Annotated in this window: 13 protein-coding genes, 2 tRNA genes and 2 rRNA genes; 15 read left to right on the plus strand and 2 right to left on the minus strand. The window is 44.9% G+C overall.

Going from position 1 to position 15,875, the window contains the following annotated elements:
* Positions 1-10 precede the first annotated feature (10 nt).
* Entirely contained in the window at positions 11-1,405 is a 1,395-nt protein-coding gene (locus LCU_RS09660) for a glycerophosphodiester phosphodiesterase (RefSeq protein ID WP_004270524.1), read from the minus strand.
* 291 nt (positions 1,406-1,696) lie between these two features.
* Here LCU_RS09660 and LCU_RS09665 point away from each other — a divergent pair, with 291 nt between their 5' ends.
* The 7 genes from LCU_RS09665 to LCU_RS09695 all read left to right on the plus strand — a co-directional run bounded on the left by LCU_RS09665 (position 1,697) and on the right by LCU_RS09695 (position 6,843).
* A complete protein-coding gene (locus LCU_RS09665) occupies positions 1,697-2,011 on the plus strand; it encodes a hypothetical protein (protein ID WP_004270514.1) in 315 nt (104 codons plus the stop codon).
* Positions 2,012-2,023: 12 nt separating this feature from the next.
* Positions 2,024-2,635, plus strand: a complete 612-nt coding sequence (locus LCU_RS09670) for a metallophosphoesterase (RefSeq protein ID WP_004270516.1) — start codon at positions 2,024-2,026, stop codon at positions 2,633-2,635.
* A gap of 18 nt (positions 2,636-2,653) precedes the next feature.
* Positions 2,654-4,033: a bifunctional metallophosphatase/5'-nucleotidase gene (locus LCU_RS09675; protein WP_004270527.1), complete on the plus strand. Its 1,380-nt coding sequence runs from the start codon at positions 2,654-2,656 to the stop codon at positions 4,031-4,033.
* Between the two features lie 18 nt (positions 4,034-4,051).
* On the plus strand, positions 4,052-4,657 hold the full coding sequence (locus LCU_RS09680) for a YutD family protein (RefSeq protein WP_052202757.1): 606 nt from the start codon (positions 4,052-4,054) through the stop codon (positions 4,655-4,657).
* A 23-nt stretch (positions 4,658-4,680) separates the two neighbouring features.
* Positions 4,681-5,466: a TIGR01457 family HAD-type hydrolase gene (locus tag LCU_RS09685; protein ID WP_056966313.1), complete on the plus strand. Its 786-nt coding sequence runs from the start codon at positions 4,681-4,683 to the stop codon at positions 5,464-5,466.
* On the plus strand, positions 5,454-6,086 hold the full coding sequence (locus tag LCU_RS09690) for a TIGR01906 family membrane protein (RefSeq protein ID WP_004270510.1): 633 nt from the start codon (positions 5,454-5,456) through the stop codon (positions 6,084-6,086). Before LCU_RS09685 ends, LCU_RS09690 begins: the two co-directional genes overlap by 13 nt.
* A 109-nt stretch (positions 6,087-6,195) precedes the next feature.
* The gene (locus tag LCU_RS09695; RefSeq protein WP_056966314.1) at positions 6,196-6,843 is read left to right on the plus strand and encodes a VTT domain-containing protein; all 648 of its coding nucleotides are present in this window, start codon (positions 6,196-6,198) and stop codon (positions 6,841-6,843) included.
* A gap of 296 nt (positions 6,844-7,139) precedes the next feature.
* Here LCU_RS09695 and LCU_RS09700 read toward each other — a convergent pair whose 3' ends face one another.
* Positions 7,140-8,126, minus strand: coding sequence for an NAD(P)/FAD-dependent oxidoreductase (locus tag LCU_RS09700; RefSeq protein ID WP_004270517.1), 987 nt, complete (start codon positions 8,124-8,126; stop codon positions 7,140-7,142).
* 143 nt (positions 8,127-8,269) lie between these two features.
* Here LCU_RS09700 and LCU_RS09705 point away from each other — a divergent pair, with 143 nt between their 5' ends.
* The 8 genes from LCU_RS09705 (at position 8,270) to LCU_RS10020 (ending at position 15,875) form a co-directional block, all read left to right on the plus strand.
* Entirely contained in the window at positions 8,270-8,854 is a 585-nt protein-coding gene (locus tag LCU_RS09705; RefSeq protein ID WP_054644519.1) for a peptidylprolyl isomerase, read from the plus strand.
* 23 nt (positions 8,855-8,877) lie between these two features.
* A complete protein-coding gene (locus tag LCU_RS09710; protein WP_054644520.1) occupies positions 8,878-9,741 on the plus strand; it encodes an ROK family protein in 864 nt (287 codons plus the stop codon).
* A 141-nt stretch (positions 9,742-9,882) separates the two neighbouring features.
* A complete protein-coding gene (locus LCU_RS09715) occupies positions 9,883-10,263 on the plus strand; it encodes a CvfD/Ygs/GSP13 family RNA-binding post-transcriptional regulator (protein ID WP_004270515.1) in 381 nt (126 codons plus the stop codon).
* Positions 10,260-10,646, plus strand: a complete 387-nt coding sequence (locus LCU_RS09720) for a hypothetical protein (RefSeq protein WP_056966316.1) — start codon at positions 10,260-10,262, stop codon at positions 10,644-10,646. Before LCU_RS09715 ends, LCU_RS09720 begins: the two co-directional genes overlap by 4 nt.
* A 389-nt stretch (positions 10,647-11,035) precedes the next feature.
* A 16S ribosomal RNA gene (locus LCU_RS09725) occupies positions 11,036-12,605 on the plus strand.
* Positions 12,606-12,698: 93 nt separating this feature from the next.
* A tRNA-Ile gene (locus LCU_RS09730) sits at positions 12,699-12,772 on the plus strand.
* A 29-nt stretch (positions 12,773-12,801) separates the two neighbouring features.
* Positions 12,802-12,874 (plus strand) — tRNA-Ala (locus tag LCU_RS09735).
* Between the two features lie 168 nt (positions 12,875-13,042).
* A 23S ribosomal RNA gene (locus tag LCU_RS10020) occupies positions 13,043-15,875 on the plus strand.
* Together the 16S and 23S rRNA genes with 2 tRNA genes alongside form the textbook arrangement of a ribosomal RNA operon.

The following is a 15,875-nucleotide window of genomic DNA, read 5'->3' on the forward strand; positions in this document are numbered from 1 at the left end:
GGTGACCTCGTTAGAATTTAATGGTAGTTAGTTGTAGAGAACGGGCAAACTGGTTAAACAGTTGCGCGTCGACTGGTGGTTGTTGGGGCAATTGCAGTGGCAGTGCTGGGTTAATCAGTAAGTTGGTTGGCCGCAATTGTTGGGGAATTTCACGGTAAAAGTGGGTTACCATCAGCGATTGGTTTGGGTTGAAGTCGATTAATGCTTGGCGACTCTTGAACCAACCGCTAGCGACTTTCAACCAGACTTGATTACCAACATAGCGCACTCCTAAAATTTGCTGTTGTGAATTGGCACTAAGACAACCGGTTGTCTGGGTGGGGTGTAGCGGGTTATTCCAAGTAGCGACAATGTTCGCAGTTGGTTTAATCTGCGCCGTTTTACCCACCAATAAAGCAGCGGCTTTCGCTGTTTCACCGACGTTGATGCTGTCGCTGAGGACAAAGCGGTTAGTGCCAATGCGGTAGTAAGTTTGATCGGCAATTGTAACGGCTTCGGTGATGTTGTAGATATGGCCCGCTTTAGCCGGCTTTTTATTGAGGGTTGGTTCATATGGATTTTCAACGGTGGGGAGGTCTTGAACGTCATTGACTTGCCCAATTGTGTCGATGGCTTCACTTTCTGCTTGATCCTGTGCGGCCTGATAGTGGCGTCCCAGTGCCGGATAGTTCGTGACCACGCCGTCGACATTTAGGTTGACTAACCAGTTCCAAGTCGCTTGGTTTTCAGACATCTCATTCCAGACATACACTTTTTGATGGAGATAATGGAGCTGTTTAATGATGGTTGGGGTGACGAGGGATGATGAGATGTTAATCCCGTCGGCGTATTTAAAACTCTCGAATGAGATCCGCTGTAAACTGCCAACGATAAAAATGCGGGGAATCTCTGGCATTAAACGTTGCATGTTTTGCAGACTAGCGAGGGAAAAGGAATGGACCATAACGCGGTCTTGCATGTGATATTGTTGAATCAGCGCCACGAGTTTTGCTTCCATGTCCTGCGGATTTCCCTTTTTGGTTTTCTTGGTTTCGATGAGGAATTTCGCATTTGGGTTGTTTTGATAGTGCTCAAATAATTGATCGACGCTGTGTGGTGGTTCCCCGTTACTCATTTTGAGTTCACTGAGCTTGGCAAAAGTATTTTGCGAAACAATCGCATCGGTCCCCGTGACGCGTTGTAAGTTACGGTCGTGGGAGATGACTAAGACGCCATCTTGAGATTCGTGTAAATCGAGTTCGACATAGTTAGCGCCTTGCGAAAAGGCCATGTCAATACTTTGAAATGTTTCTTCGGGTGCGTTGATGGGGTCGCCACGATGAGCGACAACGGTAAAACCGGTTAAAAACCAGAAACAAAGGCTTGTTAATACTAAAAGCCCCCATCGTGAATGTTGCTGTGACAAATCAATGGCCTCCTCAATTGATAAAAACTACTCTTTTTAAGATACCATTATTCCTTTCAAATGCCTACGATTGTTACAGAACTTTAAAGAAACGGATAAATAAATTAAAAATAACAATTGACAACGCTTACATTAGGCGGTATATTATGTTTGTAAGGTACTTATGCAATTACCTTTTTATCAATTCTCTTTCTCTCTTATGCCAACCACTATCTGCGGGTAGTGGTTTTTTTGTGTACATATTGGTAGAATAAACGTAACTGAAATCGGATTAGAATAGGAAGTAACACAATGGCGGAGAAGTACCAAACATTTGATATTATTGAAGAAATTACGCGCTTAGATGGCACAACGTATTATGAATTGGCTAACATCTTTATGAATGGGCGTGCCGAACTAGCGGCTAACCGGGGATTTATTAAGCAAGTCCGGATTTTACAACTCAACATTCCGCATTCGAATGCGGTCCAAACTTACGAAGCTTACATTAATGAACGTTACACAATGCCTGCGGTTGATTTTGACCACTGGGAAGAATGGGAAAAAGAAGACGGCGCAGTTGCGCAAGCCTTTCAGGAGATTTTAAAAGCAAATCATATTGGTTAGGTGGGATTGTGAATGACTTATTTCACAGCGGATACGCATTTTTTTCACGCCGAATTATTAGGTAATAATGATTTTGCGCCGCGTCCGTTTAAAGATGTAGCTACGATGAATGCAACGATTATTGCTAACTGGAATCAACGGGTGCAAGCTGACGACCAGGTTTATTTGTTGGGTGACGTCGCAATGGTGCCCAATAAGCCGAGTGCTTTTGCTGAAGTCGCTGCTGTGTTAGAGCAGTTGAATGGGCAGCTGATTATTATTAAAGGTAATCATGATAACCGTGCTTTTTTGAAATATTTGGCGAAACATGATGCGGGATTATCAGCTGGCAAGGCGCATTATCAATTTGCTGATGTCGGTGAGCTAATTAAGATCAATCACCATCAGTATTTTTTAACCCACTATCCGTTATTATTGGGAAAGGTCCAACAGACGTTCAACTTGCACGGACATATTCATCATTATATGTTGCCGATTGCAGAGAATATCAATGTCGGGATTGATGCACCAGAGCGCGAATTATTACCTGAACGGGTGCCGTTTGGAACACCCCTTGCGGCAAATGAGATTGAAATCATTTTTGAACGCAAACAAGCCGCGCTGGCAAACCCCAGCCACGACTAGCTGAAGGGAGTAAGCAAAATGGAAACAATTCATATTTTACACACGAATGACTTACATTCACATTTTGAAAATTGGCCCAGAATGCGGCGCTTCCTCTTAGAACATCAAGCAGCATACCGAAAGCAAGGGGATACGGTCTTGACCTTCGACATCGGGGATGCAATGGATCGTAGTCATCCATTGACTGAAGCAACGAATGGTCAGATTAATACCGAGTTACTCAATCAAATTGGGTATGACGGAGTAACGATTGGAAACAATGAAGGAATCGGTAATAGTCATGCTGATCTGGAACATTTGTATGATAAGGCGAATTTCCCGGTATTACTGGCTAATCTGTATGAACAAGCAACAAACGAAAGGCCAGCATTTGCGCAATCTTACCGACTAATGACGACCGATGCTGGAACGCGGGTAGCAATTATTGCCTTGACCGCACCATTTTTCTTAACTTATCGGCCGAATGGTTGGGAACCGACGACTGTCAGTGAAGAGTTGCCGCGGCAATTAGCGGCGATTGAAGGTCAATATGACATCTTAATCGTCCTATCACATCTTGGGATTACGACTGATAAGTGGCTGGCGGAACAATTCCCTGAGATTGATGTCGTCTGTGGTGCGCACACGCATCATCTTTTAGAAGAGGGGCTGCTGGTTAATCAAACCTTATTGACGGCTGCCGAGAAGTACGGTCATTACCTTGGTGATATCACGCTTGAACTGGATGATCAGCACCATGTGATGCATAAAAGTGCTCGGACGGTTTTAACCGCGGACTTACCAGTTGTGAAGACTGACGCAGCAGAAATTGAAGGCTACCTGAAAAAGGGGCACGCACAATTAGCCGCCGAGCATGTTGCCAAGTTGCCACACGCTTTTAAAATCAACGCAATTGGTGAATCAGAAATGATGACGACCGGTTTAAAGGCAATTGAAGAAGCGACCAGCACTGAAGCTGCCGTATTGAATACTGGCTTGTTCTTGCAAGATTTGCAGGCTGGGATTGTTACTAAAGATGATTTGCAAACTCAATTACCGCATCCAATGCATCTGATTAAAGTGACGCTCAAAGGGTATGATTTGTGGCGGATGGTGCTTGAAATGGAGAAAAACCGGCTCTTTTTACGCAAGTTTCCTATTAAAGGGATGAGTTTCCGTGGTAAAATCTTTGGAGACATCGTTTATGACGGGATAGCGGTTGATATGAAATTGCGGCGCGTCTTTTGGCATGGGCAAGAAATTGATCCAGAAGCCAGCTATACGTTGACGACCGTCGATCATTATCTATTCATTCCATTCTTTCCAACAATTGAGATTGTTGGCGAGACCGAGATCGTGTTCCCTGATTTTCTCAGAGACGCGGTCGCTAAATATTTAAGTAAACATTATCCCTTATAAGGGAAGAGGAGGTTCGCTGTGGCGGATACGAAAAACAGTCCCAAGATTGCCAAGAAAGTGACCAAGGCGATTGAAAAAGAAATGATCGCTTCAGCCAAACAACCGGAAGTGCCACAACACGTTGTCATGAAGACTGAAACCACGCTTGAGATTGATAAATGTGCTTATGAAGTCGTTGTGAACTATCGTGAAGGCTTCGACGCTGAAAAGTTGAACGAACGCTATAATGAAGTGTTGGCTAAGTACGATTATATTGTGGCTGACTGGGGCTTTGAACAACTGCGTTTGAAGGGCTTTTACAAAGCAACCAACAAACGCGCTAATAAAGATCAATTAATCAATACGTTACAAGATTATCTATACGAATACTGCAACTTTGGTTGTGCCTACTTTGTTTTGGAACGTCAAGGCAAGCCAATCATTAAGAATGAGAATCGGCGGAGTAATCGCCAACGTGGTCAGCAACGGCGTCGGCGTCAAAAGCCAGGTTTTACAGAACGGAAAGTCACCGATAACAAGCAAAAAGTGACTAAAGAACGCCCTCAAAAGGCGGTAACCGAGAATCAAAAATCAGTTAATAAGCGTCATTTTAAGATCCGTCCTTTGGAACACAATAAAAAGTAAAACGTAATTGGAGTTAGACAACTATGACAAACACAGATTATGCAGGGTATTTAATTGATTTAGACGGCACCGTGTATCGCGGCCGTGATCGGATGCCAGAAGCCAAAGATTTCATTGAACGCCTACAAGCAAAACAAATTCCGTTCATGTTTTTGACGAACAACACTACGAAATCACCAGCTGCTGTGATTCAGAATTTGGCGGATAACCATGACATTCATGCGGCAGTTGACCAAGTGTATACCCCTTCTTTGGCAACGGCGCGCTATCTATTGAATTTAAACGGTGGTACAGCGAATGGCAAAACGGTCTACGTGATTGGAGAACTCGGTTTGAAGCAGGCTCTATCAGATGCCGGTTTTAGAACCAATGAATTCGATCCAGACTACGTGGTAGTTGGTTTGGATTATGATGTGACTTATCACAAGTTTGAATTAGCAACGTTAGCGATTAAGCGCGGTGCATTATTCATCGGCACCAATGCGGATACGAATTTACCAAACGAACGCGGGCTAGTGCCAGGTGCTGGTTCAGTGATTGCGATGGTTGAACGGGCAACGCAACAAAGTGCACTCTATATCGGTAAGCCTGAAAAAATCATTATGGAAATGGCCTTAGAGCAATTCGGCTTGACGAAGGAACAAGTGGTGATGGTTGGCGATAACTACAATACAGATATCAAGGCTGGCTTGAATGCAGGGATGGATACGTTGTTAGTTTACACTGGTGTTTCAACGCCAGAGGATGTGGCAAAAGAAGCCTTGCAACCAACGCATATCATTAACGACTTAACCGAATGGGACGTTTAAAGCGGGTTAGAAGTACCACTAGTTGGGCGGCGTTGTATTTGGCGTTAGTCAGCAGTGCGATTTTAATAACGTTATTGTTAAGCTGGGCACTTTATCCGCTAGTGAGTCACTACCTCGATCTAGCGAGTCAACGGGAATTAACGCAACCGCGGCTGATGATGAACTTTAACCGGTTAATGGGCTACTTACTTGTGCCATGGCAACCACGCTTACAACTACCTGACTTTCCAATGTCATTGGATGGTCGGCAACATTTTGTTGAAGTGAAACGCTTGTTTGGTTTAGCAGTAGTTATTTGGCTAGTAACGATTGGAGCGGCGATTCAGCATTGGCGGAGTCGGCGCAAGACCAATCGGGTTTGGCAATACGTCCGCCCAATGCAAGTTGCTCTTGTGGTGCCACCCATATTAGGGTTTATTGCTAGTATGAATTTCGATCGGTTTTTCATTACGTTCCACGAATTATTGTTTCGCAATCTGAACTGGCAGTTTGATCCAATCACTGATCCGATTATCTTAGTGTTACCGGAAGTCTATTTTGGCCTTTGTTTTGCACTCTTCTTCATTTTGTTAGAGGGTAGTTTTGCTTGGCTGTTATGGCGCGGTAAACGTGCGCTATAACGTTTGGCTTTTTATTAAGAAAATGCAAAAGTGATTGCTTTGATGCATGGATTCGGTATCCTAATAAGGGATATATTTTTAAATTGAAAAAGAGTATAGGAGAAATCGCATGACGCAGTTAATTGATTTTGTTTTACATATTGATTCCCACCTGGTCAACATTGTTAATCAGTTCGGCAACTGGACCTATGTCATCTTGTTTGCCATTATCTTTGTTGAAACCGGGGCGGTTATCTTACCGTTTCTACCGGGGGACTCGCTTTTATTTGCCGCTGCTGCTTTGGCAGCCCGGACTGATAATGACTTGAATGTCTGGCTGTTTGCTGCCTTGTTCTTAATCGCCTCAATTGCGGGTGATTCATTGAATGAACAAATTGGCCAACGGGTCGGTTTAGCCGCCACGAAGAATCGGTTCTTCGGCAAGTTTATCAATACCGAGAAAATTGAAGAGGCGCAGGTCTTCTTTGATAAGTATGGTGGTAAAACCATTGCAATTGGCCGTTTCATGCCGATTATTAGAACATTCGTTCCATTTGTTGCCGGTGGGAGCCAGATGGCCTTCATGAAGTTCTTCCGTTACGACGTGATTGGGAGTATCTTGTGGGTGACACTCTGTTGCGGAGCTGGTTACTTCTTCGGAAACATTGCTGTTGTGCGTGAACATTTCTCACTCGTTGTGTTAGGGATTATCGGGGTCTCATTGATTCCGATGGTTATCACAGCGGTTAAGAGTCAAATGAAAAAAAATAATGCTTAATAAAATACTAAAAAGTCCTGCATCAACGGTTAAAACGTTGATGCAGGGCTTTTTTAAAACGTGCTTTAGCTAGCAACTTCTTCCGTTTAGCCACGGTTTGCAAACGGTCGGCTGTGCGGCTCATTCACTAACCGATGCTATACTCAGAAGCTAACCGCTAGTTAAAGCACTCTTATCGAAACGTGCTCCATAAGCCACCTTCTTCCGGTTAGCTACGGCCAGTAAATCATCGACTGCGTCGCTAATTTACTGGACTAGGCTAATCCTCAGAAGGTAATCGGGCATATTGCGCACTCTTACATAATGGACGTGCTGTGTAGTGGTTGGCGTTTTTCTGGGTAGAGATTCGTTAGTAACTCAGTCACAGCCATTGGTGCTTCACCAAATCCGCTGGCAATTAACTTCACTTTACCAGGGTAGGTAGCAATATCGCCGATCGCATAGATGTTCGGGATGTTCGTCTCGAGTTGTTGGTTAACAGCGACTTGATGGTGGTCCAATGTTAATCCCCAATCACGGAGAATTCGAGTATCAGAGATAAACCCATAGTTAACAAGGAGTTTGTCAATTGTTAGCTGCTCTTGATCGGTTGATTTCATCTTATTTAAAGTTAATGCGAGTTGTTGGTTCATTTCGGTCAAACTATCGATTAAAAACGGCGTCTTAATTTGGACAGTTGATTGTTTGAGTGCTTCAACGCTACTTTCAAGCCCGCGGAATTGATCCCGACGGTGAATTAAATAGACTTGTTTAGCCACTTTTTCGAGCATTAGTGCCCATTCAATGGCCGAATCACCACCGCCAGCAACGGCAACGGTTTGATCTTTGAACTGCGCCATTTCTTTTGCGAAGTAGTGAATATAGTGATTTTCCCATTCTGGATCGTAATCGACAGCGAGTTTCCGCGGTGTGAAAGCCCCGTTCCCAACGGCAATGATGATGCCTTTGGTGCGTGTCGTGCCCTTCGTTGTTTTAAGAACGAAAGTCCCATCTTCTTGGGGTTCGATACCTTGCACAGCAGTGGATAATTGCAAGGTTGGTTGGAAAAGTGCCAGCTGTTCAATTAAGTTTTCGGTGAGCTGTGCACCAGAGATACCACTGAAACCAGCGACATCATAGATTTGCTTTTCTGGATAGAGTGTTGCGACTTGACCACCGAGTTCGGGGAGACTTTCGATAATCTGAACATCGGCCTTGCGCATACCAGCATAATAGGCAGCAAACATTCCGACAGGACCGCCGCCAATAATGGTGATATCAAAGAGATGATTTGAATCAAGCATGAGATAACTTCCTTAATAGTAGATTTCTTAAATTAGTATACTAGAAAAAAATAAGGAAAGCATGTTTAATGAAATAATCGTAGTAATTTATGAAGCAATTCGCTATCATAATGATTGTGAGTCAAAACAAGGAGGACGATTAAATGACATATCCACAATTAGACCTTGCAAACTTTGCAGGGCCAACAGCTACTTTTGACACAAACCGTGGCGAATTTACAGTAGCACTTTTCCAAGACCAAGCACCTAAGACAGTAGAAAACTTTATCGGCTTAGCTGAAAAAGATTACTATGACGGTGTGATTTTCCACCGGGTCATCAACGATTTCATGATTCAAGGTGGCGATCCAACCGGTACTGGGATGGGTGGCGAAAGTCTCTGGGGCCAACCTTTCGAAGATGAATTCAACCAAGAAGTCTTTAACTTAAATGGTGCATTATCAATGGCTAATGCTGGTCCTAATACAAACGGCAGCCAATTCTTCATCGTAACAAACGAACATATCAACCAAAACATGTTGTCACAAATGCCAGGTGCTGGTTACCCAGAAGAAGTCATTACGGCTTATGAAAAGGGTGGTACACCTTGGTTAGATTTTAAACATACTGTATTTGGTCACGTCTTGAGTGGGATGGACGTTGTTAATAAGATCAACGCTACAGAAACAGGAATGCAAGACAAACCAGTTGAAGAAGTTATCATCAATCACATTACGATTAATCTTTAATTTTAATTGAAGAGGTGTTTTAGATGCTAGTAGGTGGAATTGAAGGAGGGGGCACGAAGTTTGTCTGTGCCGTAACAGATGGAAAAAATGGGATACAAGAACGAATTAGTATGCCAACCGAGACGCCGGAACAAACGATGCCACGGTTATTTGAATATTTTGATCAATTCGATCATTTAGATGCCATTGGTTTGGCATCGTTTGGCCCAATTGATGTTAACCCGAAATCAAAAACATATGGCTCAATCATCGATACACCCAAAGCAGGGTGGGAACACTATGATATCTTAGGAGCAATGAAAGCTCATTATCCTGATACCCAGTTTGCTTTTACAACGGATGTGAATGCCGCAGCCTATGGTGAATTGAAGATGGGCGCTGCTGATGGACTTGATAGTTGTGTTTACTTAACTGTCGGGACGGGGATTGGTGGCGGTGTTGTTGAACACGGTCAGATTTTACAAGGTTACAGCCATCCTGAAATCGGCCACATGTTAATTCGGCAACAACCAGAAGATTCATACGAAGGGACATGTCCTTATCACCACAATTGTTTGGAAGGCTTAGCAGCTGGTCCAGCAATCGAACGCCGTTGGGGCAAGAAAGGCCACTTATTGCCGGCTGATCATCAAGCATGGCAAATGGAAGCTGACTATTTAGCTCAAGCCTGTGTAAATATTGCTTTAATGCTATCGCCAGAACGAATTGTCTTCGGTGGTGGGGTGTCGAAACAAGCCCAACTATTCCCAATGATTCGTGAATCCTTTAAACGTCAAATGGCAGGTTATGTGCAAACGCCTGACCTTGATGACTACATCGTGCATGTTGCATTAGGGGATGACGCTGGGATTACTGGGGCACTTTTACTAGCAGCTGATCAACTTTAGTTAAATGAGAACCTGAGGGATGTTTCCTCAGGTTCTTTTTACATATTATAGAAGGAATTGTATAAAAGGTCTTAGCCGATAGCTTGCCTTTTACTAACTGGAAGGCTTAAAATAGATAGGAATATTGAAATGGAGGAAAATATGGGTTATCGAATTGGACAAAAGATTACAGGTACTGTAACAGGCATTCAACCATATGGTGTATTTGTTTCATTAGATGCAACGGTCCAAGGCTTAATCCACATCTCAGAATGTGGTCATGGTTTTGTTAAAGCGTTAGATGAACAGTTTAAAGTCGGTCAAGTGTTAGATGTATTAGTGTTAGATATCGATGAATACACACATAAGATTAGTTTGTCGTTACGTGCGCTACATAAAGCACAAGATTTAGCACCACAGCGTGCTAAGAAACACTATTGGACAAATCGCCGGATTCATATTGGGTTTGCGCCCATTGCAGAACGATTACCAAGATGGACTGAAGAAGCGATAGAAGACTTGAATAAGGGTGAGAATGTATGAGTGCTAAAGTAGCCGGAACGATTATGTATAAGACAGAGCAAGGACAATATGATTTTTTGGTCCAACCACAAGTTGATGCTTCTTATAAGATGCTGGTGACCAATAAGCAAGATGATCAAACACCACTTGCTGCTGTATTAATTGCAATCCAAGCACAGCTAAATATTGATGTTAACGAATTGAGATTGATCAATTTAGCGAATATTAACCTTGAAGGTGAGAACGTTTCGTTCTTTGTCTTTCAGTGGGGAGCTCATGAGACTGATTTTTATACCGAACAATTGAGAATAATTAGTGAAGCCGGTTTTCGATTTGCGAACCCTAGTGAGTTCACGGAATTACTGGATAAGTTAGAAGTCACGAGTGTCCCGCACTTGAATTAGTTCGGACAATCGGTGAATATCTATTCAACAATGTACGCTTTTGAAACTTTTTATATTTTTATTCAAAAAAAAGTAAACAATCGCTTGACGATGTCTTGGATTGTTGGTATAGTATTCTATGTTGTCAGCGAGAGAAAAGCTCATTGCTAACGAAATAACGGGTCAAACGAGATTGAATAAATATTCAAAAAATATTTATAAAAAACGCTTGACAGTGTTCGTTAGAAATGATATATTAATTAAGCTGTTTCAACACAGTAGATCTTTGAAAACTGAACAAAGTTTCGACAAACCAAATGTGTAGGGTCGCCCTTCGGGGCACAAAACATATTTGCAAAGTCAATTTCGCTAGCAAATAAATTAAGTAACAAAACAAGAGCTACAAACTTTTAATCGAGAGTTTGATCCTGGCTCAGGACGAACGCTGGCGGCGTGCCTAATACATGCAAGTCGAACGCACTCTCGTTAGATTGAAGAAGCTTGCTTCTGATTGATAACATTTGAGTGAGTGGCGGACGGGTGAGTAACACGTGGGTAACCTGCCCTAAAGTGGGGGATAACATTTGGAAACAGATGCTAATACCGCATAAAACCTAGCACCGCATGGTGTAAGGTTGAAAGATGGTTTCGGCTATCACTTTAGGATGGACCCGCGGTGCATTAGTTAGTTGGTGAGGTAAAGGCTCACCAAGACCGTGATGCATAGCCGACCTGAGAGGGTAATCGGCCACACTGGGACTGAGACACGGCCCAGACTCCTACGGGAGGCAGCAGTAGGGAATCTTCCACAATGGACGAAAGTCTGATGGAGCAACGCCGCGTGAGTGAAGAAGGTTTTCGGATCGTAAAACTCTGTTGTTGGAGAAGAACGTATTTGATAGTAACTGATCAGGTAGTGACGGTATCCAACCAGAAAGCCACGGCTAACTACGTGCCAGCAGCCGCGGTAATACGTAGGTGGCAAGCGTTGTCCGGATTTATTGGGCGTAAAGCGAGCGCAGGCGGTTTCTTAAGTCTGATGTGAAAGCCTTCGGCTCAACCGAAGAAGTGCATCGGAAACTGGGAAACTTGAGTGCAGAAGAGGACAGTGGAACTCCATGTGTAGCGGTGAAATGCGTAGATATATGGAAGAACACCAGTGGCGAAGGCGGCTGTCTGGTCTGTAACTGACGCTGAGGCTCGAAAGCATGGGTAGCAAACAGGATTAGATACCCTGGTAGTCCATGCCGTAAACGATGAGTGCTAGGTGTTGGAGGGTTTCCGCCCTTCAGTGCCGCAGCTAACGCATTAAGCACTCCGCCTGGGGAGTACGACCGCAAGGTTGAAACTCAAAGGAATTGACGGGGGCCCGCACAAGCGGTGGAGCATGTGGTTTAATTCGAAGCAACGCGAAGAACCTTACCAGGTCTTGACATCCTTTGACCACTCTAGAGATAGAGTTTTCCCTTCGGGGACAAAGTGACAGGTGGTGCATGGTTGTCGTCAGCTCGTGTCGTGAGATGTTGGGTTAAGTCCCGCAACGAGCGCAACCCTTATTACTAGTTGCCAGCATTTAGTTGGGCACTCTAGTGAGACTGCCGGTGACAAACCGGAGGAAGGTGGGGACGACGTCAAATCATCATGCCCCTTATGACCTGGGCTACACACGTGCTACAATGGATGGTACAACGAGTCGCGAGACCGCGAGGTTTAGCTAATCTCTTAAAACCATTCTCAGTTCGGATTGTAGGCTGCAACTCGCCTACATGAAGCCGGAATCGCTAGTAATCGCGGATCAGCATGCCGCGGTGAATACGTTCCCGGGCCTTGTACACACCGCCCGTCACACCATGAGAGTTTGTAACACCCAAAGCCGGTGAGGTAACCTTCGGGAGCCAGCCGTCTAAGGTGGGACAGATGATTAGGGTGAAGTCGTAACAAGGTAGCCGTAGGAGAACCTGCGGCTGGATCACCTCCTTTCTAAGGAATAATACGGAAAACCTTGTACATTTGCGAAGTCGAAACTTTGTTTAGTTTTGAGAGGTCTACTCTCATTGAATTAGGACGTTTTTTGGGCCTATAGCTCAGCTGGTTAGAGCGCACGCCTGATAAGCGTGAGGTCGATGGTTCGAGTCCATTTAGGCCCATTGTACTAAGAATTAAATAGTACCAACACGGGGGATTAGCTCAGCTGGGAGAGCGCCTGCTTTGCACGCAGGAGGTCATCGGTTCGATCCCGTTATCCTCCATTGATGACAATAGTCATCGAAACTTTGTTCTTTGAAAACTGGATAATAAGTAATATATTAGTTTTAAAAGCCGAGAAAACATTGCGTTTTAAAGAGTTTTTTAATAGAAATATGAATTAGTTCATATCGCTAAACTCAAATAATAACCCTTTACCGTAGGTAAAGTTAGGTTAAGTTATAAAGGGCGCACGGTGGATGCCTTGGCACTAGGAGCCGATGAAGGACGGTACTAACACCGATATGCTTCGGGGAGCTGTAAGTAAGCTTTGATCCGGAGATTTCCGAATGGGGGAACCCAATACCTTTAGTCGGGTATTATCATTAAGTGAATACATAGCTTAATGAAGGTAGACGCGGGGAACTGAAACATCTAAGTACCTGCAGGAAGAGAAAGAAAAATCGATTCCCTAAGTAGCGGCGAGCGAACGGGGAAGAGCCCAAACCAAGAAGCTTGCTTCTTGGGGTTGTAGGACAGAACATTGGAGTTACCAAGTTAAGTTGTAATCGAATCAGCTGGGAAGCTGAGTCAAAGAGTGTGATAACCACGTAGATTAAACAACTTAACCTCCGTTCTGGATCCTGAGTACGGCGGAACACGTGAAATTCCGTCGGAATCCGGGAGGACCATCTCCCAAGGCTAAATACTCCCTAGTGACCGATAGTGAACCAGTACCGTGAGGGAAAGGTGAAAAGCACCCCGGAAGGGGAGTGAAATAGATCCTGAAACCGTGTGCCTACAATTAGTCAAAGCTCGTTAATGAGTGATGGCGTGCCTTTTGTAGAATGAACCGGCGAGTTACGTTTATATGCGAGGTTAAAGTGAGAAGCTGGAGCCGTAGCGAAAGCGAGTCTGAAATGGGCGAGTGAGTATATAGATGTAGACCCGAAACCAAGTGACCTACCCATGTCCAGGTTGAAGGTGTGGTAAAACACACTGGAGGACCGAACCCACGTCAGTTGAAAATGGCGGGGATGAGGTGTGGGTAGCGGTGAAATTCCAATCGAACTTGGAGATAGCTGGTTCTCTCCGAAATAGCTTTAGGGCTAGCCTCGGAATATTGGATCATGGAGGTAGAGCACTGTTTGGACTAGGGGCCCGTCATGGGTTACTGAATTCAGATAAACTCCGAATACCATTGATTTAGTTCCGGGAGTCAGACTGCGAGTGATAAGATCCGTAGTCGAAAGGGAAACAGCCCAGATCACCAGTTAAGGTCCCAAAATTTATGTTAAGTGGAAAAGGATGTGGCGGTGCACAGACAACTAGGATGTTGGCTCAGAAGCAGCCACCATTTAAAGAGTGCGTAATAGCTCACTAGTCGAGTGCCGCTGCGCCGAAAATGTACCGGGGCTAAACATAATACCGAAACTGTGGGTGGACACGTAAGTGTCCGCGGTAGGAGAGCGTTCTAAGGGCGATGAAGCTAGATCGTAAGGACTAGTGGAGCGCTTAGAAGTGAGAATGCCGGCATGAGTAGCGAAAGATCAGTGAGAATCTGATCCACCGTATGACTAAGGTTTCCTGGGGAAGGCTCGTCCTCCCAGGGTTAGTCGGGACCTAAGGCGAGGCCGAAAGGCGTAGTCGATGGCCAACAGGTTGAGATTCCTGTACTAGTTTATTTTGTTTGAACGATGGAGGGACGCAGGAAGCTAAGGAATGCACACGACTGGAAATGTGTGTCTAAGCAACAAGTCTTGAGTTGAGTGAAATGCTTGATTCTTTAAGGACAAGTTGTAATGGGGAGCGAAATTAAGTAGCGAAGTTCCTGATGTTACACTGCCAAGAAAAGCTTCTAGTGAGAAATAAACTACCCGTACCGTAAACCGACACAGGTGGTCGAGGAGAATATCCTAAGGTGAGCGAGTGAACTCTCGTTAAGGAACTCGGCAAAATGACCCCGTAACTTCGGGAGAAGGGGTGCTGACCGTCAGGTCAGCCGCAGTGAATAGGCCCAAACAACTGTTTATCAAAAACACAGGTCTCTGCAAAATCGAAAGATGACGTATAGGGGCTGACGCCTGCCCGGTGCTGGAAGGTTAAGAGGATGAGTTAGCGTAAGCGAAGCCCAGAATTGAAGCCCCAGTAAACGGCGGCCGTAACTATAACGGTCCTAAGGTAGCGAAATTCCTTGTCGGGTAAGTTCCGACCCGCACGAAAGGCGTAATGATTTGGGCACTGTCTCAACGAGAGACTCGGTGAAATTATAATACCCGTGAAGATGCGGGTTACCCGCGACAGGACGGAAAGACCCCATGGAGCTTTACTGTAGCTTGATATTGAGTGTTTGTACAGTTTGTACAGGATAGGTAGGAGCCGTAGAAATCGGAACGCTAGTTTCGATGGAGGCGTTGGTGGGATACTACCCTAACTGTATGACCACTCTAACCCGCGCCACTTAGCGTGGCGGGAGACAGTGTCAGGTGGGCAGTTTGACTGGGGCGGTCGCCTCCTAAAGTGTAACGGAGGCGCTCAAAGGTTCTCTCAGAATGGTTGGAAATCATTCGTAGAGTGTAAAGGTATAAGAGAGCTTGACTGTGAGATTGACAAATCGAGCAGGGACGAAAGTCGGACTTAGTGATCCGGTGGTTCCGTATGGAAGGGCCATCGCTCAACGGATAAAAGCTACCCTGGGGATAACAGGCTTATCTCCCCCAAGAGTCCACATCGACGGGGAGGTTTGGCACCTCGATGTCGGCTCATCGCATCCTGGGGCTGTAGTCGGTCCCAAGGGTTGGGCTGTTCGCCCATTAAAGCGGTACGCGAGCTGGGTTCAGAACGTCGTGAGACAGTTCGGTCCCTATCCGTCGCGGGCGCAGGAAATTTGAGAGGAGCTGTCCTTAGTACGAGAGGACCGGGATGGACATACCTCTGGTGTACCAGTTGTGCCGCCAGGCGCATCGCTGGGTAGCTATGTATGGACGGGATAAACGCTGAAAGCATCTAAGTGTGAAGCCCCCCTCGAGATGAGATTTCCCATTCCTTTATGGAAGTAAGACCCCT

Source organism: Latilactobacillus curvatus JCM 1096 = DSM 20019, assembly GCF_004101845.1.
Classification (GTDB): Bacteria; Bacillota; Bacilli; order Lactobacillales; family Lactobacillaceae; genus Latilactobacillus; species Latilactobacillus curvatus.